Raw genomic sequence first — 20,232 nt, 5'->3', positions numbered from 1 at the left:
GGCTTGTGGAATCAAGGGGCAAGCGAGATGGGGCTTAATTTATGAATTTTTCGGGCTAACCCGAACAGCAAACGCATTATTATTCTAAGGAACCTCAGAGCATGACCCATGCGGAATATCGACTTTATAAACCGGCTTTTTGGGTGCAGTTGACCCAGAATTTTTTTCGCAAAAATGGTTTGGATGCGGTGACGATTCTGGCGTATGCCTCTTTGGTCGGATTGGTGCCGTTTTTGACCATTATGTTGAGCGTGTTTTCCATGTCGGAAACGTTTCAGGTCTTTGAAGAGCAGGTCATGGATAAGGTGTTCCATTACCTGTTGCCCGATTCCACGCCGCTGGTGGAGTCCTATCTATTGCAGTTTTCACAGCAGGCCAGCAAGCTGCATGGTGTGGGCATTTTTTCCATGTTGGTGATTGCATTATTGTTACTTTGGACCATTGACCAGAAGATCAATGCCATGTGGGATCACCGTCTGCAGCGTACTTGGTGGGTGAGTTTATTGCACTATTTGGGCATCAGTGTGGTGGGGCCGCTGTTGCTGGGTGGCAGCTTGGTATTGAGCTCGGTACTGCTGGCGGCACCCATTTTGCCAGGCGTGGCTTTGGAGGCGGTGTTACTGAATCAGTTACCCATTATGATTAATATCATTGGTTTCAGTTTTTTGTATCGATTTGTGCCTTTGCATCGGGTGCCTTGGCGTTATGCGCTGATCGGTGCGGTATTTGCGACCCTGGAGCTGGAGTTGTTGAAATACGGTTTTGGCCTCTATGTAAAATGGTTCCCGACCTATAACCTGATTTACGGTGCCTTTGCCGTGATTCCGCTGTTTTTGCTTTGGCTGTATCTGCTCTGGTTTATTTTGATCTACAATGCCTCACTGGTGCGGCAGTTGACGATGAAATATGCGACGGAAAAGCCCGGCGATGACGGTTAAATCTTTGCAAGGGCTTCAAAAATTTGCTCTTGAGCCGCGTTAAAATCAATTTGCCCTTCTATTTCAAAACAAGGGAGGTCGCCGAGCATCTGTAAATAGGGGTGTTCGTCCAGAGCGGCGCCGTTGGGCAAAAAATGCCCTTGCGCATCGGCATAAAAAGGGCCGGCGCTTTTCATAATGGCGGGCAGCAGATCGGGACGTTGATTCAGAGTGGTGCGGTTGAGTTGTGTGGCCTGTGGGCTGTCGGCCTGCCAGTTCAGAATAATCAATGCATGCAAAGGGCATTCGGGTTGATAGCAATTCGGGTGGTAAAGCTGATTGACATCCGCATCGTGTTTTTCTTCCAGTTGCCGCAGCTGATCCACTGGCCAGTTCAGCAGCTCGGCTCGGCGCTGGGCTGGAATCAAGTCGTGCAATCTCGGATTGTGCACGATGGTGCCGGGGTTGATGCGTGGCTGTTTCGGCAAGCCGCGCATCCATAATTCACCTGGCTTGGCCGATTCGCTTAAACGGCTGTCTGCGAAAAGTAAACGATCATTGCTGATAAAGTGTTCGGCATTTTCCAGTAAATGCAGCATGAGGGTGGATTTACCGCCGCCGGAAAGACCCGCTATGGCGAGACCGTGGCCGTGGATTTGCAGTCCGGCAGCGTGCCCAAGTTGCCAGCCTTGACGCAGGTGGGCGTTTAAATATTGTGTGAGAATAAAGTTGATGATTTGATTGGGGTGTTGTTCCACTGGGCCGAGTGCCAGAGGACAGTCGCGTTTTTGCCAGAACAGCATACCGGTTTTGACTTTATAAATCAGGCGGTCGGGCGGGATGTCAACAAAAGCGTCCTTGCGCCCTTGTTTACCCGCTTCCCGCTGCCAGTCCTCCCAGTCTTGACCTGCCCCGACAAACGCCTCGGTTTGATAGGCGAGGAGGGTGGTGTCCGCTGAAGCGGTGCTTTCGCGGCTTTCACTGCTTTCGCTGATTAATGATTCGCCGAAATAGTCCGAAAGCCCATTCAGCAAGGTCTCTGAATTGGATTGAATTGTGGCGCGCCACTGTGGCAGTTGCAATTGCAAATGACGCTCTGCCAGCGGCACTGTTTTTTGAAACTGTGCGATGTTTTCCAAAATGGAGTGTGTCAAGTGCGCCTCCTTCAAGCCTTTTGTGCGGTGACCAACTGTAACTGCTGAATCACATACTGGGCGTATTCCTTGGCCATATTCAGCCCCAGACCATCGTAAGCGCCTTTAAAGCCGCCGAAAGCGGACACCTCAAAACACACGGGGCCGTCTTCGGTTTCGGCGATGTCCACCGTGGTGTAGCTGAGGTCGAATTGCGATTGGGCGCGTTGTGCCATGTCGATAATTTCGGCTGAAGGATGCGCCTCGGCATATTTGCCACCGTCGTTAATGGTGGTGTTCCAACTGGTGTTGCCTGAGACCCGTGCATAAGCGCCTCGGTATTCGCCCCCTAAAAACACCAGCCCCATGTCTTTGCCCGGCAGTGCCAGTTTTTTCTGCAGATAAAAAAAGTCGTGCTGTTGATAGTAACTTTCAAATTGTTTGCGTATGGCTTTTTCACCGTCGCAGACCTTCACTACTTCCATTCCTCGTGCTTTCGTGGAAAACAACGGTTTCAAAATCGCCTCGCCAAAGGTTTCGACCTGCGCCAGAGCCGCGTCGATGTCTTCGGTAATCAGGGTGGGCGGCATGGGAATGTCAGCCTTGGCTAAGGAAATGGTGCAGCTCATGCGATCCACTAAACGAATGATTTCCTGCGGTTTGGAAAAGACTTTGACGCCGCATTTTTCGGCAAACCGCAGCAGCTCCAGCCGATCGATGACGGTGGGGCTGTAGGTTTGGGAGATTTTTTTGATGATAATGCCATCCAGTTGACAAAGACAACGGCCTTGGTAGCGCACCGAGGACTCGTGCAGCAGCGCCACAACTTTTTCGATGTCGATCACCCAACGAAAACCGGTCAGGGCTTCAATTTCATCTGCGAGCACTTCGGTGGACCATTTGCCGGGAATGCCGACCACGGCGATTTTTAAAGGATTGTTAATCATGGAAAATCTCTCTTGGAATTCGATAGTGGGCTTGCTCTTCATCCGTTAAGCGAATGACCTGCTCGATCAGATAGCGGCCGCGAAAGTGCATGGCTTTGGCGTGCTGCTTGTCGAGAACGAAACGGGTCGATGTTAAAAATGAACGGCTCAATCCTAGCGCCATTCGAAGGTGGTAACTGGTGTCGTCAACGCGTTCGGCATAGCCTTGACCAAAGCTGTATATGGCCTGCATGGTCTGGGCAACGAGTTTGCGTACTTGAGGGTCAAAGTTGGCCAAACGATAGGCGGAGACCATCAAAACCGACAAATCTTGGACAAAATCCAGATAGTCCGAACGATGCAAGTCAATAAAATTAATGTCGTTATCGACCGGGTCGTAAATAATGTTGTCGAGATTGAAATCCCCGTGGATATAGACTCCGCAAGGCAGTGGCAAGCGATCTTCAAGCGCTTCGGCCTCATCAATCAAGGTTTCCAAGGTGGCGCTTTTCAGTCCACTGATGCTGACGGAAGGCGATTTAAATTCGGGGTGGACGTCGTAAATATTTTTCAGTCGCTTGCGTAACTGCGCCATATAGTGTGCTGGACAGGGTTGGTCGGTTCGGGTTTCCGCCCAGATTTGATCGAGGGTTGCAAACAGTTTGGTCAGCGCCGGCTTGAGGGTTTTGCGATCTTTTTGCAGCAATAACGTGTCAAAGGTTTCGCCGGTTAAGTATTCAAACAGCAGTGCCGCCTTGTCGCCGTTTTTATGATAGGAATACACTTTGGGGGCAATGCCGGGGAATTTCTGGTGCCAGCTTTCAATGCCGGTTTTTTCTTCCTTCAATTTGGTTTTGTCGCCTTCTTTGAAAATGGCGAGAATCTGTCCTTCCGATTCTTCCGCGCTCATGATGCCGGAGATGGTGCAGCCGGATTTGGTTTCGCCCATAGCGCGGATGCTCAGGTCGTCTTCTTGCGGACTGAGTTTCAGAGCGCTGAGCGTGGCTTCCAGCGAATGGTAGCGTTCGATCTGAATCATCTGCCCGAGATTGGCGGAAATGATGCCTTCGCCGATGCGCAGCAGACTTTCACCCATGGCGCTGATGTCGCGGAGTATAAAACAACTTTGCAGCAAGGCCGCCGTCTGCTGACCCTTTTTCAAGCGTGCTTTGTACTTTTCAAGCTGTTGGTCGCAACGTTTGTCGATGTGGACTTTGAGGCGACAAATGTCGATGGCCAGGGTCGAACCTTCCGATTCAATCGCAGGTTCAATCAGCGCCAGTCCGGCTTTGAGGTCATTGAGGGCTTGAAACACATTTTTTTTACGCAACAGTTTGAGTGCCGGTTGCGATTGTTTGACTTGGAAAATAATGGCCTGCAATTGCCGTGACAGGGATTTCAGCCCTTGGTTGATGTGTTCGTAACTCTGTACCGCAATACGGGCATCGTCTTCGGGGCGCTCTGTGAGCAGTCGAGTGGCGCGATTAAGCAGATTGATGTGGTGGTTGTCAATGTAATCGACGTATTTCAGGCTGTGTTCGGCGTGTTCGGGTTCGCAGGTTTCAAAGAAACGCCTGACGCCAGCGAGTTGCTTTTGCACCTCGATAATCAGAAAGCGTAACGTATCGTAAAGTTCCGTGATGTGATGCATGTCAAAGCAGTCGCTCAGGTAAAGGGACGAAATGGAGCCGATCCATTGATTCCAGGTTATTTTTTCGGTTTTTTGGGGTCGATAAAGAGTGGCGAATCGTCGAAGTCGCTACTTTGATCCGAAGACCAGCTGATCTTAATGTTCAGTGACTGGCCTTTTTTGGATTGTTCGGCTTTGATTTTCAGATTGGCCAGTGCCTGCGGTGTCAGACGAAACTCTTCGTCTTCATCGCTGAATTCGATGGCACCTTTTTTAAACCCTTGGGTAATGGCTTTTAAGTAGTTGATAATGGCCTCTTTGTCTTGCAGAGACTCATGTTCGAAATGCTGTCTTTTTTTAGCCATGCCTACCTTCTTGATCGATCGGTGTGGATCGATTCATCCAATTGCAGTTGTCTTGGGTGAAACTGCTTAGTTACCGGGAAATCGCTGCTGAGTGCGGAAACAAGACCGCTCGCGTAAAAAATTGTAACAGCTTCTCCTGGCGTCTGCAGGTTCGATTTGCGGCGGCAATTGGCATTGAGTTTGGTGTCGCATTCAAAGTTCAACAAGCCTTGACGCAGGAATAACTGCTGACCTTGCTGGTGGCTGCGATGACCGTTCACCAGAGCGTAAATATGATGCGCGCGCAGACGTTCACTGCCGCTGTCGGTCAAGGGCCAGTCATTTTCACGGTATTTGGTGCGGAACACATTGCCAAATTCACTGTAGTAGATTTCGAAAATGCGGCCTTCTCGCATTTGGGTGCGAAACGCTTGGTTTAAGCTGGCCGCCCCTTCTTTGACCAGCTTTTCGGCAAATCGGTCGTCCAGCCCTGCATGACAGAAACAGTAGCTGCCCGCCAGATGCACCAGATCCAAAGATTGGAAAAACCAGGCAAACTCACCTTCTGGATTGAGAAACAGTTGTTTCGCAAGGGTGACGGCCTGATAGACCTGTTGCAGATCCATTCCCAATTCCGCGCAGGCCTGGAGAAAATCCTGTTGTTTCTTGCGAATTTGCTGCATTTCCTTGTCGATTTTGGCGGCGGTCATGGTCTGGTGGGCGTAATCGGGGAAAAACGCAAACCAGTCTTTCTTGGGGAAAAGGCGCTTCAGTATCTCGGATTCCGCCAGGCCTGGGTTTTCAGCCAAATGGCCGTATTGATGATGGATTTCGGCAAACAGGCTGGCCGTTTTGCGCCCCATGCGCACAAAAAAATGCGACTGACGCAGGTCGTCCATAAAGTCTGTGGCCAGCAGTCCGGCATAAATTCGGATGTCGTGGTTGCCTGCCAGCAGAATCAAATCGCATTCGGCCTGCTGGAGCTGGCCGATCAAGCGCAATAGAGCCAGATTGCTGGGGCCTTTGTCAAAGCAGTCGCCGCCGATAATGATTTGTCCGCACTGCCCTTTGGTGGTTAACGCAATCCGTTCAACGGTGCTGTCGCGTGTGACTAGATGACTCAGTTTCAGCGAGCGTAAAAAAGCGTCGGCGTCGGCGTGAAGGTCACAGAAAAAATACGTGTCCTTTGACGGTGCCATCCAATTGTCGGTTCGCAGTTCGAGAGTGGGTTTCGGTTCGGGTGGATACGGGTGCCAGGCGGTGGCGGACGCGGTATAGATCATAGGGTCTCTCCTCAGTCGATCAGGGTCGTATCGGTGAAATCGGTAAGCCGTTTATCGGTATGAGCGGCCGTTCGCGAGCGTGTTTTCCATTCGCCGTAGCAAAGTGACCAGACCTGGTGACCGTCATCCAAGTGGCATTCAAAAATCAAAGGTCTGGCGTGATGCATGGACTTTTGCGCAATTTCTTCTCGTTTTAAAGCCCCCAAGTGATAGGCGGCATGGCGGAAAGAAGCACCGTGTCCAACGATCAGTTTGAGGCGGTGAGCGTCGCTGGATGATGCGAGCGTGTTTAGGGTTTGGGTCAGGTGGTCGGCGACACGCTGACCAGCCTCCATTAAGGATTCGGCATAGGGGCAGGGCAAGCGGTAATCACTGTCGGATTTCCAGTGCATCGGTGGGTGAGGTACGCGCGGGTCGGCCTGAAGACAGGCTTCAATATCGGTCACGCTCAAATTGGCAAAGCTGCCAACGGATCTTTCGTGCAGGGCGGTGTATTCGATGCAATGGCCTGAGTAGTGGGTTAAACGGTTCAGGGTTTGACGCAACACCTCGGCAGTTTGCCAAGCGCGCAGTGACTGTGAGGCATCAATTTCGGGGTGCAGGGTCAGATGGTGTTTGCGAGCATAGTCAAGCAGTTCTTCAGCGGCGGCCTGAGCCTGCTGAACGCCCAGCGGTGTGAGGGCACCGTGCTGAAGTGCGCTCGGCGTGTGCGCTGTTTGCTGATAGTCGCTGTGGCGTAAAAAAGCCAGTTTAAAAGTCGCTCGTTTCATTCCAACTATCTTACGGGGGTAATTTGACGGCTGGATGATAGACGGATGACAGTTTTTTAACAGACGGTTCCCTCTGAACAGGAAACCGAAGGAAACGGTCGATTCTGTGCTGACTGGCGGCGGTGTCAGGGCACGAGAGAGGCACGCAAGCGCGAAAGCGGTTAGAGCGAAAAGTCGTTAAAGTCGTCTTTGCCGACGGTGGAATCGACCTGGCCAACCAGATAAGAGCTGATTTCCGATTCTTGCGGGGCGACCTGGACGTTGTCGGACACCAGCCAGTTATTCATCCAAGGCAAAGGGTTGCTTTTGGAATCGAACACCGGATTCAGTTTAATGGCCTTTAGACGGGTGTTGGTAATGTACTCGACATAATCTTTCAGGATGCTGGCGTTTAACCCGATCATGGAGCCGTTGCGGAAAAGGTAATCGGCCCACTCTTTTTCCTGTTGAGCGGCTTCGGTGAAGATTGCGTAAGTTTTGGCCTCGTTGTCGATGGCGATCTGACGCATTTCCGGGTCGTCCTTGCCTTCGCGCATCAAGTTGATGATGTGCTGTGTGCCCGACAGGTGCAGGGCTTCGTCTCGGGCAATCAGTTTGATGATTTTGGCGTTGCCTTCCATAAGAGAGCGTTCGGCGAAGGAGAAACTGCAGGCAAAGGAAACGTAAAAACGGATGGCTTCCAGGACGTTAACCGATACCACGGTCAGATAGAGCGCCGTTTTGACTTCCTTGCGGAAGTGGTCGTCTTTGGCCAAATCGATTTCATGGGCGTACATGTGATTGGTTAAGGAAATCAAATGATCGTAATGCTCGGTGACGCTGATGGCGCGTTTGACGATTTCTTCGTTGGTGACAATGTCGTCGAATACCAGCGATGGATCCGATACGATGTTGCGAATGATGTGGGTATAGGAACGGCTGTGAATGGTTTCGGAAAACGACCAGGTTTCAATCCAGGTTTCCAGCTCGGGAATTGACACCAGCGGCAGCAATGCGACGTTTGGCGAGCGCCCCTGTACTGAATCCAGCAGTGTCTGGTATTTCAGGTTGCTGATGAAAATGTGTTTTTCATGCTCCGGCAGGTTGGCGTATTCGCCTCGGTCGCTGGATAAGTCGATTTCTTCCGGTCGCCAGAAGAATGACAGTTGCTTTTCAATCAGTTTTTCGAAAATCGGATGTTTTTGCTGATCGTAACGCGCGACATTCACGTTTTGACCAAAAAACATCGGTTCTTTCATGGCGTTATTGGATGAACGGCAAAAAGTAGAATAGGTGTGTTTTTCGTTACAGCTCATAAAAGGGTTCCCAAAAAGCCTGTCGGTGGTAGCGGGTTGAATCGACCTCAGCGCTTGGCCGACAAAGTAAAAGATGAATTGTAGTCGATTATGGTGCGGAATCCGATAGCTGGACTGCGAAAATATTTTAAACTTAATGAGATTTAATATCAACTAAGGTGGGTTCTTATTGATTGGGGTGGTATTCTGCTTGGAGCAACCGAAATCAGCCGCTGGCGCCAGAGAATTTTGGTAGTATTGTTTTCGTCGGTCGTCATGGCGGCGTCGAACAAATCCATCGTTGGAAAAGCCCACCGAAAAGAGTCGGGTTCAAAACCCTGGGGGTAAAGGTGTTGACTGAGACAGGATTTAAACGTCAGCTAAAGTGGTTGCAAGGACGGCGCATGGCGCTGTGTGAGCCGAACCCCGAGCGTTTTGCCGAGATTGAAGCCTTTCTGGCGCATTATGGTCTTCAGGTGACGGCGTTTAATGACGTGGATTCGGTGTTGTCGGAAATTGAGGCCAGACGCTATTCCACCCATCGTGTCTATTTAGCGATTCTGATTGATTATCATCTGGCACAGGCGGTTGAGCAGGCCTGGCAGAAAGTCACCCACGATAATCCGACGATTTTACAGACGCCGGTGGTGCTGATGCGCGAAGCCTCAGACGTTGAATCGGCGCAATCTTTAATCAATAAGGGATATTTCCGTTTTCAGCTGACTCAGCCAGTGGCTCCCACAGCCATGCTGCGACTGTTAAACCGCCTGAATCGTTGGAAGCGTTGGCAGAAAGAGTTGTCTCAGCCGCCGCGTCCCAGTGTGAAAATCGGCTCTTAATCCCGTCTTTTCCGATTAATCTTCCAGTAATGCTTCCAGTGTTTCCCAGCGCTCAAAGGCTGCTTCCAGCTCGGTTTCGCATGTTTGCATCCGTGCCAGCACTTCGGCCTGGTCGTTGCGCTGATAGAAATCGGGCTGACTGATCTCGGATTGCCATTGTTCCAGCTCGGCTTCCAGCGATTCAATGGTGGCCGGGAGCGCATCGTATTCGCGCTGATCTTTGTAGCTGAGTTTTTTGGGTTTGTTGGGCGCCTTGGCGCTGGTTTGGTTGGGCGGCGCAGTGGTTGCCGCTGAAGCGGTGTTTTCACCAGGCCTGGTGGAATCCTGCTTGTCATTCGTGGCTTGGCGTTGGGAGGCGGCATGGGTGAAATGTGCCGGACGCTGGCGTAACCAGTCATCGTAGCCGCCGACGTATTCGTTGACCGCACCGGGGGCGTCAAACACAATGGAGCTGGTGGCGACGCTGTTGAGAAAAGCGCGGTCGTGACTGACAATCAGCACCGTGCCAGAATAGTCCAGCAGCAGCTCTTCCAGCAGTTCCAGTGTTTCAATGTCCAGATCATTGGTGGGTTCGTCGAGAATCAGCAGGTTGGATGGCTTGGCAAAGACGCGTGCCAGCAACAAACGGTTGCGCTCGCCGCCGGATAAAGCTTTGACCGGCTGACGGGCGCGTTCCGGGGTGAATAGAAAATCGCCTAAGTAGCTCATAATGTGTTTGCGCTGACCGTTGATTTCCACATAGTCCGACTCTTCCAATACGCTTTCGACCACCGCCTTGTCTTCGTTCAGCTGATCACGATGTTGGTCAAAATAGGCGATGTGTATTTTGGTGCCCAATTTGATGTGGCCGGATTGCGGTGCCAGCTTGCCCAGTAACAGTTTGAGCAGGGTGGATTTTCCGCAGCCATTGGCACCGATAATGCCGACCTTGTCGCCGCGTAAAATCATGGTGGAAAACTGTTTGATGACGACCTGATCCGGCCAAGCAAAGGAAATGTTGTCCACTTCAATGACTTGCTTGCCGGAATGGTTCGCTTGATTGTATTGCAGGTTGGCCGTGCCTTGCTGCTGGCGTCGCGCTTGGTGAGCTTCGCGCAGCTTTTCCAGCGCACGCACTCGGCCTTCGTTGCGGGTGCGGCGTGCTTTGATGCCTTGCCGAATCCAAGCTTCTTCCTGGGCGAGCTTTTTATCGAATTCGGCGCTGGCTTTGGCTTCGGCTTCCAGTTGCGCGGCTTTGCGTTGCAGGTAGGTGGCGTAGTCGCATTCCCAATTGTGCAACTGGCCGCGATCCAGTTCGACAATGCGCGTCGCCAGCGCCTGTAAAAAAGAGCGGTCGTGGGTGATAAACACCAAGCTGCAGGATAGGTTTTTCAGAAAGTCTTCCAGCCACTGAATAGATGGGATGTCCAGATGGTTGGTGGGTTCGTCCAGCAGAAGAATGTCCGGGTCTTGGATTAGAGCTTGCGCCAGCAACACGCGCCGTTTCATGCCGCCGGACAGCTCGGAAAACTCGGCGTCGGCCGGGAGAGAAAGCTTGGAAATGAGGGTTTCGACTTTCTGGTTCAATTCCCAGCCGTTCTGGTCGTCTATTGCTTGTTGGGTGCGGGAAAAGGCCTTGAGTGTCTGTTCGGAGGTGTCCTGTGCCAGTTGCTGCGATAAAGTGTGAAAGCGTTCGATCAGTTCACCAACATTGCCAAGGCCTTGGGCAATGATCTGGAAAACACGACCTTGGGTGTCGTTGGGGACTTCCTGTTGCAGTTTGGCAATTTTCAGCCCGTCTTGCAGTATGCGATGACCGTCGTCGGCTTGAATGTGTCCTTCGATTACCTTGAGCAGGGTGGATTTACCTTCGCCATTGCGGCCGACAATACAGACGCGTTCATTGGGTTCAATTTTAAAGGAAATGCCGTCCAGAAGCTTGTGAGAGCCGAAACTCAGGTGTGTATCACGTAAAAAAAGGTGCGCCATAGAGTTGAGTGTCTTTGAAGTGATTGCTGAAAAGGGCTATTTTAACCGGAATTCTTTCCTTCCCCCGAATTTAACCCGAAAAATTCGGGCTGGAAAAGGGGCTTAGTCTGTCGCTGGTTCGGTTTGTTTTTGGAAAAAAGCGCACAGCAGCGGCTCGCCATTTTCCAAAGTGGTGACAAAGCTGTGAATGGTAACGGTCAGTAGGTCGCCGTCTTTATGGTGAATCCGCCGTGTTTGTGCTTTGAGTTGGGGGTGGGACTGGTGTTTTTGGCGCTCAAGGTATTCCAGCGCGGCGGTGCGGTCATCGGAATGGCAGAGACGGGTAAACACCTGACCATTGAGTTCATGGGACTGGTAGCCGGTCAGCGCCACCATCTGTGCATTGACTTCCACTTGATGGCTGGTTAAGTTGAACAGCATCAGCGGTAAGGGAGCGGCGGCAAACAGTCGCTGGTAGAGGGTTTCGGTAAACAGTTCCATGTCGGCCATAGTCCGAAGCTGCTGAGGCAGCTTCTGAACGGCGGAGAGGTCCGTATGGGTGCCGACGACCTTGTAGGGATGACCGGCGGCATCTCGTTCCACCTGGCCTTTGGCCAGAATCCAGACCTGATCACCGTGCTTGTGGCGCATGGGAAACACCGTTTCATACCATTCGGCTTCTCCTGAGAGGTGTTTTTCCAGATTACGGTAGGCTGTGGCAATGTATTTCGGTGGCACGCGTTTTTCCCATTCACTGATTGTGTCTTCGATTTCATAGGCTTCATAGCCCAGTTGTTTTTTCCAACTGGCGGAATAAAACACCGTTTGCGTGCCCAGCAAGAACTCAAAAAAGCCGATATTGAGTGAGTTGAGTACCAGATTTAACTGATGCTCTTTTTCGCGGTTCTGGCGGTCTTCTAAATAGTGTTTGGTGATGTCTTTCCAGCTGATAAACAGCTTGGGTTCGCCGTCAATGTCGCCAAAAAGAAGCATTTCGCGTACCCATTTGACTTCGCCGTTCGGGTTGATAATTCGAAAGGGCGCACGTTCAAAGGTCTGAATTTCCGGTTGTTTGGCGTAGGCGTCAAGCTCGCGCTGATAGGCTTCGCAATCGTCGGGGTGTACCCAGTCAAGCAGGTGGAATTGAGCTTGGGGGTCAATACCGGGCAGCAGTTTCGGCAGGGCGCTTGAGTAGTGTTCCACCCGATAGGGCGTCTGCTTCTGGCAGACTAAGTGCGCCACTTTATTGAGCGTGGCCAGACGTTCAAACTGGATGGCGTAGTCGGTGATGGGGGGTGTGTTCATAGATGGTCACTCCTGCGATGGCCTTGTCTGACTGGGTTTGTTTTGGTTAGGGGCACTAGTGGTTAATTGGGGTTAATTGGGTTCAACGGCTAGGATCAGGTTACGGCTGGACTGTATTTCCCTGAGCGCCATCCGGCGATGGTTCTGTGTTTCCCAGTAGCGAATGACCTTTAACGTTTTTTCCGGTGTGCCTTTCCATAAGTTGAATAGAATGAGCCCGTCAGGCCGAGTGATTTGAGCCAAAGCCTGTAAAAAAAGCGGGTCGGTGAATTCGGTGGGCATGCTGTCGCTGTCATAAAGATCCACCACCACCAGATCATAAGATAGCGCTTCGCTGTGTTGCAAAACGTACATAAACGCATCGTCACTCAGTGTTTGAATGGCTGGGGTGTCGGGCAGAAAAAAATAACGATGTGCAATGTCGATCACCGCTTGACGCAGCTCCACGGCGGTTTGTCGGCATTTCGGGAAAAGGTGATGCAGTTGCGTCGCTAGGGTGCCACCGCCCAATCCCAAGGTCAGCGCCTGTCTCACCGGGTGTTTCTCCGCCCATTTTAGAATGATTTCCATTAACGCCACCTGATATTCAAACGCCAGCGTTAGAGGGGCGTTGAAGTAGAGACGACTTTGTTCCACGCGTGTGCCGAAATGCAAGCTGCGGGTGTGTTCTGTGTCAATCACCTGAATCAGGCCAAAGCCATCGCGCACGGCATGCACGATTTGCCCTTTGGGCGATTTGCGGCGGCGCATTTTTCCGATTATTGAAGCCACCATAAACGTGCTCGCAAACCCAGTGACGTGGTGTAGCCGACTTCGACAAAGGCAATCTGACCGTCGGAGTCAATGATAAAGGTCGCCGGGACGGCGCGCGCCCCATAAGCCTGCATGAGTTGACCGCTAAAGTCGTTCACGATTTGTTCTGGGTTCAGGTTGTTTTCGTCGGCATACGCCAGTAATCCGGCGTTGTCCAACGATTGAGTGGCGATATTAATGACCGGATAGTCTTTGGAAATGGCTTCAATGGTGCCGCCTTCCAGTTTGCAGATGGGGCACCAGGTCGCCCAAAAGTGCACCACCACCGGTTTGCCACGATAATCGGCCAGGCGAATGGGCTGGCCGGTAATGGATTCGCTTTCGAACAAGGGCGCGGCTCCCTGGATCACATCGCCCTGCATAAAGGGTCGCAAGGCTAGGTAAATGCCGAGCAGAAAAATCAGAAAAATGACGTTTTTAAACCACTTGCGCTGGGTCAGTTTGGTCGGCTGAGGCGCTTGGGAGTCATCGGGTGGCGTTTGAGGTGATTGGGGAGCGGTTGTCATGGTGTGTTGTTTTTCGTTTAAAATAGAATGACACAAATCTTAGCGTAAATTAACAGACAACACAAAAGCAAAGCGAAATCGGTCGCCCGAGACCGGTTTTTCAAAAGGGTATTTGAGCGGCTCTTGTGCTGAGGCTTAAAGGAATCGTGGTCACAATGAAAGCAGAATTTTGGCATTCTAAATGGGAAAACAATGAAATCGGTTTTCATCAGCCTGACGTCAATGCCTATCTGGCGCAATACTGGTCGTGTTTGGGCTTACAGGGGGACGAAACGGTTTTGGTGCCTTTGTGTGGTAAATCTCAGGATATGGTTTGGTTGCATCGGAGAGGGCATTCGGTGCTGGGGGTGGAGTTGAGCGAAAAAGCCTTGGCCGACTTTTTGTTGGAAAATGACTTGGATGCGCGAACAGCGGAGCACCATCAATTTTGTGGTTATGAATTGCAGGATATGACGTTGTTTTGCGGGGACTTCTTTCATTTGTCGGCGGTGGATTGTCGGGCGGTGAAAGCGGTGTACGATCGCGCCGCCTTGATTGCCTTGCCTCTTGAAGGGCGTCGGCGTTATGCGGCGCATTTACGTGACATCTTGCCGCCCGATGTGCCGATTATGTTGATTGGTTTGGATTATGAGCAGGCCAAGCGGCAAGGGCCGCCGTTTGCTGTGCCGGATGAGGAGGTACGCGATTTGTTTGGTGATGATTACGACATTGATATTCTCGCGACGGCGTCCTTTGAACGTAAAGGTGTGTTTACACTTGAAACCGCCTATCGGCTGTTACCGAAATCCTCGGCGATGGGCGGTAATATTTGAGTGAAATCTTCAAAATGGGGGAAGCCCTGAGGGTCGATTCGGTCGAGTTGGGGGCTGACGTGTGTGGCCGCCAGTTGATAGGCAATGCCAAAGGTTTTGGCGGAGGCCAGGGCTTGCAGGTTATCGTCCACCAGTAGGGTGTGTGCTGGATTAAACGGTACTTTATTTTGAATGGCCGACCAAAGTGCCCTGTCCTCTTTGGGCATGCCGAAGTCGTGAGCGGAAATCATTTCATCGAAATAATCACCGATTTCAGTCATTTCCAGTTTGATGGCGAGACTGTCGCGATGGGCATTGGTGACCATAATGACGTGTTTGCCCAGTGTCTGAAGGCGTTTCAAAAAAGTGATGACTTCCGGGTGCGCTTGAATCATGTGTTTGAACTCGTGTTTGAGTTCGGCGATGGGCAACGCGAGTTCGTCCGTCCAGTAGTCGAGACAATACCAATTCAGCGTGCCTTGTTGGGAATGAATTTTATCGCGAATAATTTGGTTGGCTTCGGCCTCACTGAGTTGGTTGCGCTCGGCGTATATTTGCGGCACATAGGTCATCCAGAAATGCCAGTCAAAGTGCAGATCGAGTAGGGTGCCGTCCATATCCAGCAATACCGTTTCAATGTTTTCCCAAGGAATCTGCGGCCCCTGATCGGTCTGGACAATCGGTGAATCGCTTTTTGTTCGCATTCTAACTCCTGTTCTCGTATGATAGGCGGCTATGGAACCCAAAAAACCCCCCGTCATTCTAACGAAAAAAACGCTCACTAACACCCGCATTTTCAGCGTGGAGGGGTTGGATATTCTGTATGGAAACAACACCCGGGTGCAGTTCGAACGTTTGGTCAGCTCCGTGCAGGGGGCGGTTTTGATTGTTCCGGTTTTGGACGAAACGCTGGTGCTGATTCGGGAGTACGCCGCTGGCGTGGAGCGCTACGAGCTTGGGTTTCCGAAAGGCAAAATCGATCCCGGCGAGGATTGGCGGCAGGCGGCGGTGCGTGAAAGTCAGGAAGAGATTGGTTTTTTCCCCGAACAGGTTTCGCTATTGGATTCTCTCAGTCTCGCGGCGGGGTATATGACGCACCAAACCCATGTGGTGTTGGCGCAAGGGCTGCGTGCGCAACCGGCACAGGGTGATGAGCCGGAGCCGCTGGAGGTGGTTCACTGGCCTTTGTCGGATTGGAAAACCCTATTGGAACATCCTGAGTTTTCAGAAGGTCGCGCTTATGCGGCCTTGATGTTGGTCTTGCGCCATCTGAACCGAATTTAAGCGAACCCAAATGTTTTATCAACCCCCATTTTAGCGCATCGACGACGACAGACGGCTAGTCGTTAGGCGTCTGTTTTTCCCATTCAAACTGGGCGATGTTTTTTTGTTCCGTGTCAAAGTGAATGCCAATCAGGTAAATCGGTTTTTGCGTATCCAAGTATTTATCGGCGTATTGTTTGTCTTTGATTTGTTGCAGCGCATTGGTTTGATCATCGACTTTGAATTCAAGAATATAGATCGCATGATCCATGATAATGGTTAGATCAATGCGACCTTGGCTGGTCACGTCTTCGCCAATAATGTTCAATCCAAGGCTTTGCAAATAGACATAAATCACACTGGCGTAAAAGCCTTCATAGTTTTTGATGTCGTTGTTGGTGTAATGGTTGTAAGGAATGCCGGCGAATACACTGAACAAGGCCTGTTTGAAGGCTTCAAGGTTTTGTTCTCTCAGCGCACGACTGAGCGGCTTGGCTCTCAAGCTGTCATCTTGATAAAACGCGGTAATAATGTGTTTATTTAACGATGTTTTTACTTCTCGATTCGGCACCACCAGGGTGTAAATGATGTCCTCATCTTCGTCTTGGGTGACGCTGCCGATGGTTAAATAACCGCTTTGATACAAAACCACTTCCAAATCGAGATTATCAATATCAAAACTATTGAGCAGCTTTTCATCGACCTGCAAGTTGGCGAGATTGGGTAAGAAGTAGTTTTGTTTTTTAATCAGTTCGATTAAAAAAGTTGGCGTGCCGGTTTCAAACCAATAATTTTGAAAAGAATGTTCATTGGCGATGAATTTGAGAATGTCAAACGGGTTGTACATCTGGTTGCCAAGGAAGTTATAGCCGTTATACCATTGCTTGACCTTGTCCATATCGACCCCTTGGAGATAAGGGGCAAACGTGGTTTCGACGTCCTGCTGGCTGTAGCCGCAGATGTCGCCAAATTTGCGTTGTAACGAGATGTCGGTGATGTTGTTTAAACCGCTGAAGATTGAGGTTTTGGTGAATTTGCTGACGCCGGTAAGAAACGCAAAGCGTAAAAATTCATCACTGCCTTTGATCACGCTGTAGAAGTTGACTAAGCCATCACGGATTTGCTTTGCCAGTTCGGTGTTGGTTAGGTTGTCGAGAATCGGTTTGTCGTATTCATCCACCAGCACCACGACTTTTTGGTTGTAGGTGGCGTGGGCCTTACGAATCAGCTCGCTAAAGCAACCGGCGACACTGTTTTTATCTTCACACTCAATGTCAAGATACTGTTGGTTTTCTTTTAAAATCCGCAAAATGGTGTCATCCAACTGCGCACGGCTTTCAATCTTGCCGGAGGCAAAACTGATCCGAATCACCGGATAACGCTGATCCCAATCCCATTGATTCTCAATCGCCAGGCCTGCAAAAAAGTGTTTATGGCCTTCAAAAATATTGCGCAGGGTATCGAGAAATAAGGATTTACCAAAGCGTCGCGGGCGGCTTAAGAACACATATTTATAGCTTTGCAACAGCTCATAGGCCAGTGCCGTCTTGTCGATATAGACGTAATTATTTTTACGAATTTCGCTGAAAGTTTGAATGCCAATCGGCAGTTTTTTGAGTGTCATGTGTATTCTCGAATTAAAGCTGTCAAGGTTTGGCGTTGTAATGGCTCAAGGCGACCGTTGGGGTTTCGTAGCCTTTAGCCCGAAAAATTCATAAATTAGACACCATCTCGCTTGCCCCTTGATTCCACAAGCCATATTTTCTCAGTCGGTCGTAATCGTGGAGTCGACACTTCTTCGAAAATTTCCTTGTGAAAACAAGGTTCTGCGCGATTTTGGCGCAAATTTATAAAATTTCCGGGTTAAAGTGAACTCGGAAACGTCACAAAATCAGGCTTTTTGCATAAAGGTGTCGATACGATCCAGTGCGTTTACCAAGTTCTCCATGCTGGTGGCAAAGGAGATGCGCAGATGCCCTTCGGCACCGAAACCGGAACCCGGCACAGCGGCGACTTCGACCTCTTCCAGAATCGCTGTGGCGAAATCGGCATCGGTTTGATACCCTGTTTGCGCCATGGCGTCGCGCACGTCCATAAAGGCATAGAAAGCCCCCGCTGCGGGAATGCATTTGAAACCGGGAATTCGGTTGATGCGTTCCACGACAAAATCGTGGCGTTTTTTGAATTCGGTGAGCATGGTTTGGATACAGCCTTGATCACCGTTGAGCGCTTCCACCGAGGCGGCTTGTGAAATGGAGCAGGGATTGGAAGTGCTTTGTGATTGCACTTTGCGCATGGCGGCGATCAGGTCTTTTGGGCCGCCGGCGTAACCGATGCGCCAGCCCGTCATGGAATAGGCTTTGGAGACGCCGTTCATGACCACGGTACGATCCGCCAGGCCTGGGCAAACTGCGAGAATGTTAGTAAAGGGCGTGTCCGTCAGCAGAATGTGTTCGTACATGTCATCCGAGGCAATGACGATGTTGGGGTGTTTTTCCAGTACATCCCCCAGCGCTTTCAGTTCGTCGGCCGTGTAAACGGCACCGGTGGGGTTAGAGGGGCTGTTAATGACCACCATTTTGGTTTTGGGGGTAATGGCCGCTTCCAGCTGCTGGGGGGTGATTTTAAAGCCCTGTTCGATGCCCGCCTCGACAATGAGCGGTTCGCCGCCCGCCAGCAGTGCCATGTCGGGGTAGGACACCCAATAAGGCGCAGGGATAATCACTTCGTCGCCGTCATTGAGCAGGCCTTGGCAGAGGTTGAAGAAACTTTGCTTGCCGCCCGACGACACCAGTATCTGATCCATGCCATAGCTTAGGCCGTTATCGCGCTGGAATTTCGCGATAATGGCTTCCTTGAGTTCCGGCGTGCCGTCCACGGCGGTGTACCGCGTTTGCCCGTTTTCAATCGCCTGAATGCCAGCGGCTTTGATGTGGTCGGGGGTATCGAAGTCCGGTTCCCCTGCACCGAGGCTGATAATGTCTTTCCCTGCACGTTTCAATTCGGCGGCTTTGGCGGTAATGACCAAGGTTAGAGAAGGTTGGACTCGATTAACGCGATCGGACAGTCTGGACATAAGTGTTTCATCTCATTCAGTTGGGCAGTGGGCTGATGCACGCCAGGCCGTTATCCTCGCTAAGGCGCAAAAGCGCCTCAAAAGCACAGGGGTTTCGGTTTTGTTCTGGTCGGCACTCGGGTAAAATATGACATTCATTTTACATCCTATGCGCGGTTTTTTTAAGTGAAAAATTCGGTGTATTGCGTGGTTTGAGTGTAAATGTTGTTTCAAACGACGGCAGGGGGATAAAACGGAGCATTTCGGCACTTCCATGGCAAAAACATTTGAAATTGTATCGAGTTATCAACCGGCCGGCGATCAGCCGACCGCGATTGCGCAATTGGTGGAAGGGCTGGAGGACGGCGAAGCCTTTCAAACCCTATTGGGGGTGACCGGTTCCGGAAAAACCTTTACCATGGCGAATGTGATTGCCCAAGTGCAGCGACCGACCATTATTATGGCGCACAATAAAACCTTGGCGGCGCAATTATATGGCGAGATGAAGAGTTTTTTCCCGCACAATGCGGTGGAGTATTTTGTCTCCTACTACGATTATTATCAACCGGAAGCCTATGTGCCGGCCTCCGATACTTACATTGCCAAAGATTCCTCGGTCAACGAGCAGATTGAGCAGTTGCGATTGTCGGCCACCAAGGCGTTGATGGAGCGCAATGACGTGGTGCTGATTGCCACCGTTTCGGCCATTTACGGGTTGGGCGACCCGGATCTGTATTTGAAAATGATTCTGCAGTTGCGTCTGGGGGACACCATTTCGCAGCGCGATATTCTGGAACGCTTGACGAGCATGCAATACACTCGGAATGACGTGGAGTTGTGGCGCGGGTGTTTCCGGGTGCGGGGCGATGTCATTGATGTGTTTCCGGCCGAGGCGGAAGAGTATGCCATTCGCATTGAATTGTTTGACGACGAAGTCGATTCGTTGGCCTGGTTTGACCCGCTGACCGGTGAAGTCCTCAGTCGCCCGACCCGCATCACCGTTTACCCGAAATCCCATTACGTGACCCCGCGCGAGCGGGTGCTGGAAACTATTGATAAAATCAAGGAAGAACTGGTGGTGCGCCTGCAGGAATTGCGCGACGCCAACAAACTGGTTGAAGCCCAACGGTTGGAAGAACGCACCCGCTTGGACATTGAAATGATGATGGAGCTGGGGTATTGTTCCGGCATCGAAAACTATTCGCGCTATTTATCCGGGCGCGGTTCGGGCGAACCGCCGCCGACCTTGTTGGATTACCTGCCGAAAAACGCCCTGATGTTCATCGACGAAAGCCACGTCACCATTCCGCAAATTGGCGGTATGTATAAAGGGGACCGTTCCCGTAAAGAAAATCTGGTGAATTTCGGTTTCCGCCTGCCGTCGGCGTTGGATAACCGCCCCATGCGGTTCGACGAATTCGAACGCATTATGCCGC

Annotated in this window: 19 protein-coding genes; 5 read left to right on the top strand and 14 right to left on the bottom strand. The window is 51.1% G+C overall.

Annotated features, from left to right (window positions below; genetic code table 11):
• Positions 1–101 precede the first annotated feature (101 nt).
• On the top strand, positions 102–938 hold the full coding sequence (locus ACP5D0_RS05635; protein ID WP_472364682.1) for a YihY family inner membrane protein: 837 nt from the start codon (positions 102–104) through the stop codon (positions 936–938).
• Here ACP5D0_RS05635 and ACP5D0_RS05630 read toward each other — a convergent pair.
• From ACP5D0_RS05630 to nrdB, 7 genes are all read right to left on the bottom strand, one after another.
• Complete coding sequence (locus tag ACP5D0_RS05630) at positions 935–2,071, bottom strand: HprK-related kinase B (RefSeq protein ID WP_472364681.1); 1,137 nt, start codon at positions 2,069–2,071, stop codon at positions 935–937. The genes ACP5D0_RS05635 and ACP5D0_RS05630 overlap by 4 nt on opposite strands.
• Before the next feature lie 11 nt (positions 2,072–2,082).
• Complete coding sequence (locus tag ACP5D0_RS05625; RefSeq protein WP_472364680.1) at positions 2,083–2,997, bottom strand: GAK system ATP-grasp enzyme; 915 nt, start codon at positions 2,995–2,997, stop codon at positions 2,083–2,085.
• On the bottom strand, positions 2,990–4,627 hold the full coding sequence (locus ACP5D0_RS05620) for an aminoglycoside phosphotransferase family protein (protein WP_472364679.1): 1,638 nt from the start codon (positions 4,625–4,627) through the stop codon (positions 2,990–2,992). The genes ACP5D0_RS05625 and ACP5D0_RS05620 overlap by 8 nt, the downstream gene beginning before the upstream one ends.
• A 56-nt stretch (positions 4,628–4,683) precedes the next feature.
• Entirely contained in the window at positions 4,684–4,971 is a 288-nt protein-coding gene (locus ACP5D0_RS05615; protein WP_472364678.1) for an amphi-Trp domain-containing protein, read from the bottom strand.
• Between the two features lie 2 nt (positions 4,972–4,973).
• Positions 4,974–6,233 (bottom strand): metallophosphoesterase, encoded by a 1,260-nt coding sequence (locus ACP5D0_RS05610; RefSeq protein ID WP_472364677.1) that lies wholly within the window; start codon positions 6,231–6,233, stop codon positions 4,974–4,976.
• Positions 6,234–6,244: 11 nt separating this feature from the next.
• Positions 6,245–7,003: a histidine phosphatase family protein gene (locus ACP5D0_RS05605; protein WP_472364676.1), complete on the bottom strand. Its 759-nt coding sequence runs from the start codon at positions 7,001–7,003 to the stop codon at positions 6,245–6,247.
• 161 nt (positions 7,004–7,164) lie between these two features.
• Positions 7,165–8,298: a class Ia ribonucleoside-diphosphate reductase subunit beta gene (gene nrdB, locus ACP5D0_RS05600; RefSeq protein ID WP_472364675.1), complete on the bottom strand. Its 1,134-nt coding sequence runs from the start codon at positions 8,296–8,298 to the stop codon at positions 7,165–7,167.
• Positions 8,299–8,681: 383 nt separating this feature from the next.
• Between nrdB and ACP5D0_RS05595 the strand changes: the two genes are divergently transcribed.
• Complete coding sequence (locus tag ACP5D0_RS05595; protein WP_472364674.1) at positions 8,682–9,116, top strand: hypothetical protein; 435 nt, start codon at positions 8,682–8,684, stop codon at positions 9,114–9,116.
• Positions 9,117–9,131: 15 nt separating this feature from the next.
• Here the strand turns inward: ACP5D0_RS05595 and ACP5D0_RS05590 are convergent, their stop codons facing one another.
• The 4 genes from ACP5D0_RS05590 to ACP5D0_RS05575 all read right to left on the bottom strand — a co-directional run bounded on the left by ACP5D0_RS05590 (position 9,132) and on the right by ACP5D0_RS05575 (position 13,687).
• Positions 9,132–11,084 (bottom strand): ATP-binding cassette domain-containing protein, encoded by a 1,953-nt coding sequence (locus ACP5D0_RS05590; protein WP_472364673.1) that lies wholly within the window; start codon positions 11,082–11,084, stop codon positions 9,132–9,134.
• A gap of 102 nt (positions 11,085–11,186) precedes the next feature.
• Positions 11,187–12,368 carry a PAS domain-containing protein gene (locus ACP5D0_RS05585; RefSeq protein WP_472364672.1) on the bottom strand — a complete coding sequence of 394 codons (1,182 nt, stop codon included), beginning with the start codon at positions 12,366–12,368 and terminating at the stop codon, positions 11,187–11,189.
• Between the two features lie 72 nt (positions 12,369–12,440).
• On the bottom strand, positions 12,441–13,142 hold the full coding sequence (locus ACP5D0_RS05580; RefSeq protein ID WP_472364671.1) for a spermidine synthase: 702 nt from the start codon (positions 13,140–13,142) through the stop codon (positions 12,441–12,443).
• A complete protein-coding gene (locus ACP5D0_RS05575; RefSeq protein WP_472364670.1) occupies positions 13,127–13,687 on the bottom strand; it encodes a protein disulfide oxidoreductase in 561 nt (186 codons plus the stop codon). The genes ACP5D0_RS05580 and ACP5D0_RS05575 overlap by 16 nt, the downstream gene beginning before the upstream one ends.
• Positions 13,688–13,842: 155 nt before the next feature.
• On the opposite strand from ACP5D0_RS05575, the gene tmpT reads away from it, so the two are divergent.
• Entirely contained in the window at positions 13,843–14,499 is a 657-nt protein-coding gene (gene tmpT / locus ACP5D0_RS05570; protein WP_472364669.1) for a thiopurine S-methyltransferase, read from the top strand.
• Here the strand turns inward: tmpT and yrfG are convergent.
• The gene (yrfG, locus tag ACP5D0_RS05565; RefSeq protein ID WP_472364668.1) at positions 14,454–15,182 is read right to left on the bottom strand and encodes a GMP/IMP nucleotidase; all 729 of its coding nucleotides are present in this window, start codon (positions 15,180–15,182) and stop codon (positions 14,454–14,456) included. The two genes, tmpT and yrfG, sit on opposite strands and share 46 nt — an antisense overlap.
• 31 nt (positions 15,183–15,213) lie before the next feature.
• Between yrfG and nudE the strand changes: the two genes are divergently transcribed.
• Positions 15,214–15,762, top strand: a complete 549-nt coding sequence (gene nudE, locus ACP5D0_RS05560) for an ADP compounds hydrolase NudE (RefSeq protein ID WP_472364667.1) — start codon at positions 15,214–15,216, stop codon at positions 15,760–15,762.
• A 55-nt stretch (positions 15,763–15,817) separates the two neighbouring features.
• On the opposite strand, the gene ACP5D0_RS05555 is transcribed toward nudE, so the two are convergent.
• Positions 15,818–17,365 carry an ATP-binding protein gene (locus tag ACP5D0_RS05555; RefSeq protein ID WP_472364666.1) on the bottom strand — a complete coding sequence of 516 codons (1,548 nt, stop codon included), beginning with the start codon at positions 17,363–17,365 and terminating at the stop codon, positions 15,818–15,820.
• 267 nt (positions 17,366–17,632) lie between these two features.
• Positions 17,633–18,817: a pyridoxal phosphate-dependent aminotransferase gene (locus ACP5D0_RS05550; RefSeq protein WP_472364665.1), complete on the bottom strand. Its 1,185-nt coding sequence runs from the start codon at positions 18,815–18,817 to the stop codon at positions 17,633–17,635.
• A 253-nt stretch (positions 18,818–19,070) separates the two neighbouring features.
• On the opposite strand from ACP5D0_RS05550, the gene ACP5D0_RS05545 reads away from it, so the two are divergent.
• Positions 19,071–20,232: DEAD/DEAH box helicase family protein (locus ACP5D0_RS05545; protein ID WP_472364664.1), on the top strand; the 1,162-nt coding region annotated here is incomplete at its 3' end.

This window comes from Hydrogenovibrio sp., from assembly GCF_049975065.1.
In the GTDB taxonomy this organism is placed as follows: Bacteria; Pseudomonadota; Gammaproteobacteria; order Thiomicrospirales; family Thiomicrospiraceae; genus Hydrogenovibrio.
Note: the sequence above shows the minus strand (reverse complement) of the source record. Positions and strands in the feature narration are given on the sequence as shown.

Excerpts from the sequence above, each read along its gene's own strand:
- ACP5D0_RS05605 (WP_472364676.1), bottom strand. The coding sequence starts at position 7,003 with ATGAAACGAGCGACTTTTAAACTGGCTTTTTTACGCCACAGCGACTAT.
- ACP5D0_RS05595 (WP_472364674.1), top strand. The coding sequence starts at position 8,682 with ATGGCGCTGTGTGAGCCGAACCCCGAGCGTTTTGCCGAGATTGAAGCC.
- ACP5D0_RS05555 (WP_472364666.1), bottom strand. The coding sequence starts at position 17,365 with ATGACACTCAAAAAACTGCCGATTGGCATTCAAACTTTCAGCGAAATT.
- ACP5D0_RS05625 (WP_472364680.1), bottom strand. The coding sequence starts at position 2,997 with ATGATTAACAATCCTTTAAAAATCGCCGTGGTCGGCATTCCCGGCAAA.
- ACP5D0_RS05585 (WP_472364672.1), bottom strand. The coding sequence starts at position 12,368 with ATGAACACACCCCCCATCACCGACTACGCCATCCAGTTTGAACGTCTG.
- yrfG (WP_472364668.1), bottom strand. The coding sequence starts at position 15,182 with ATGCGAACAAAAAGCGATTCACCGATTGTCCAGACCGATCAGGGGCCG.
- ACP5D0_RS05590 (WP_472364673.1), bottom strand. The coding sequence starts at position 11,084 with ATGGCGCACCTTTTTTTACGTGATACACACCTGAGTTTCGGCTCTCAC.
- ACP5D0_RS05635 (WP_472364682.1), top strand. The coding sequence starts at position 102 with ATGACCCATGCGGAATATCGACTTTATAAACCGGCTTTTTGGGTGCAG.
- ACP5D0_RS05615 (WP_472364678.1), bottom strand. The coding sequence starts at position 4,971 with ATGGCTAAAAAAAGACAGCATTTCGAACATGAGTCTCTGCAAGACAAA.
- ACP5D0_RS05620 (WP_472364679.1), bottom strand. The coding sequence starts at position 4,627 with ATGCATCACATCACGGAACTTTACGATACGTTACGCTTTCTGATTATC.
- nrdB (WP_472364675.1), bottom strand. The coding sequence starts at position 8,298 with ATGAGCTGTAACGAAAAACACACCTATTCTACTTTTTGCCGTTCATCC.
- ACP5D0_RS05580 (WP_472364671.1), bottom strand. The coding sequence starts at position 13,142 with ATGGTGGCTTCAATAATCGGAAAAATGCGCCGCCGCAAATCGCCCAAA.
- nudE (WP_472364667.1), top strand. The coding sequence starts at position 15,214 with ATGGAACCCAAAAAACCCCCCGTCATTCTAACGAAAAAAACGCTCACT.
- ACP5D0_RS05550 (WP_472364665.1), bottom strand. The coding sequence starts at position 18,817 with ATGTCCAGACTGTCCGATCGCGTTAATCGAGTCCAACCTTCTCTAACC.
- ACP5D0_RS05610 (WP_472364677.1), bottom strand. The coding sequence starts at position 6,233 with ATGATCTATACCGCGTCCGCCACCGCCTGGCACCCGTATCCACCCGAA.
- tmpT (WP_472364669.1), top strand. The coding sequence starts at position 13,843 with ATGAAAGCAGAATTTTGGCATTCTAAATGGGAAAACAATGAAATCGGT.
- ACP5D0_RS05575 (WP_472364670.1), bottom strand. The coding sequence starts at position 13,687 with ATGACAACCGCTCCCCAATCACCTCAAACGCCACCCGATGACTCCCAA.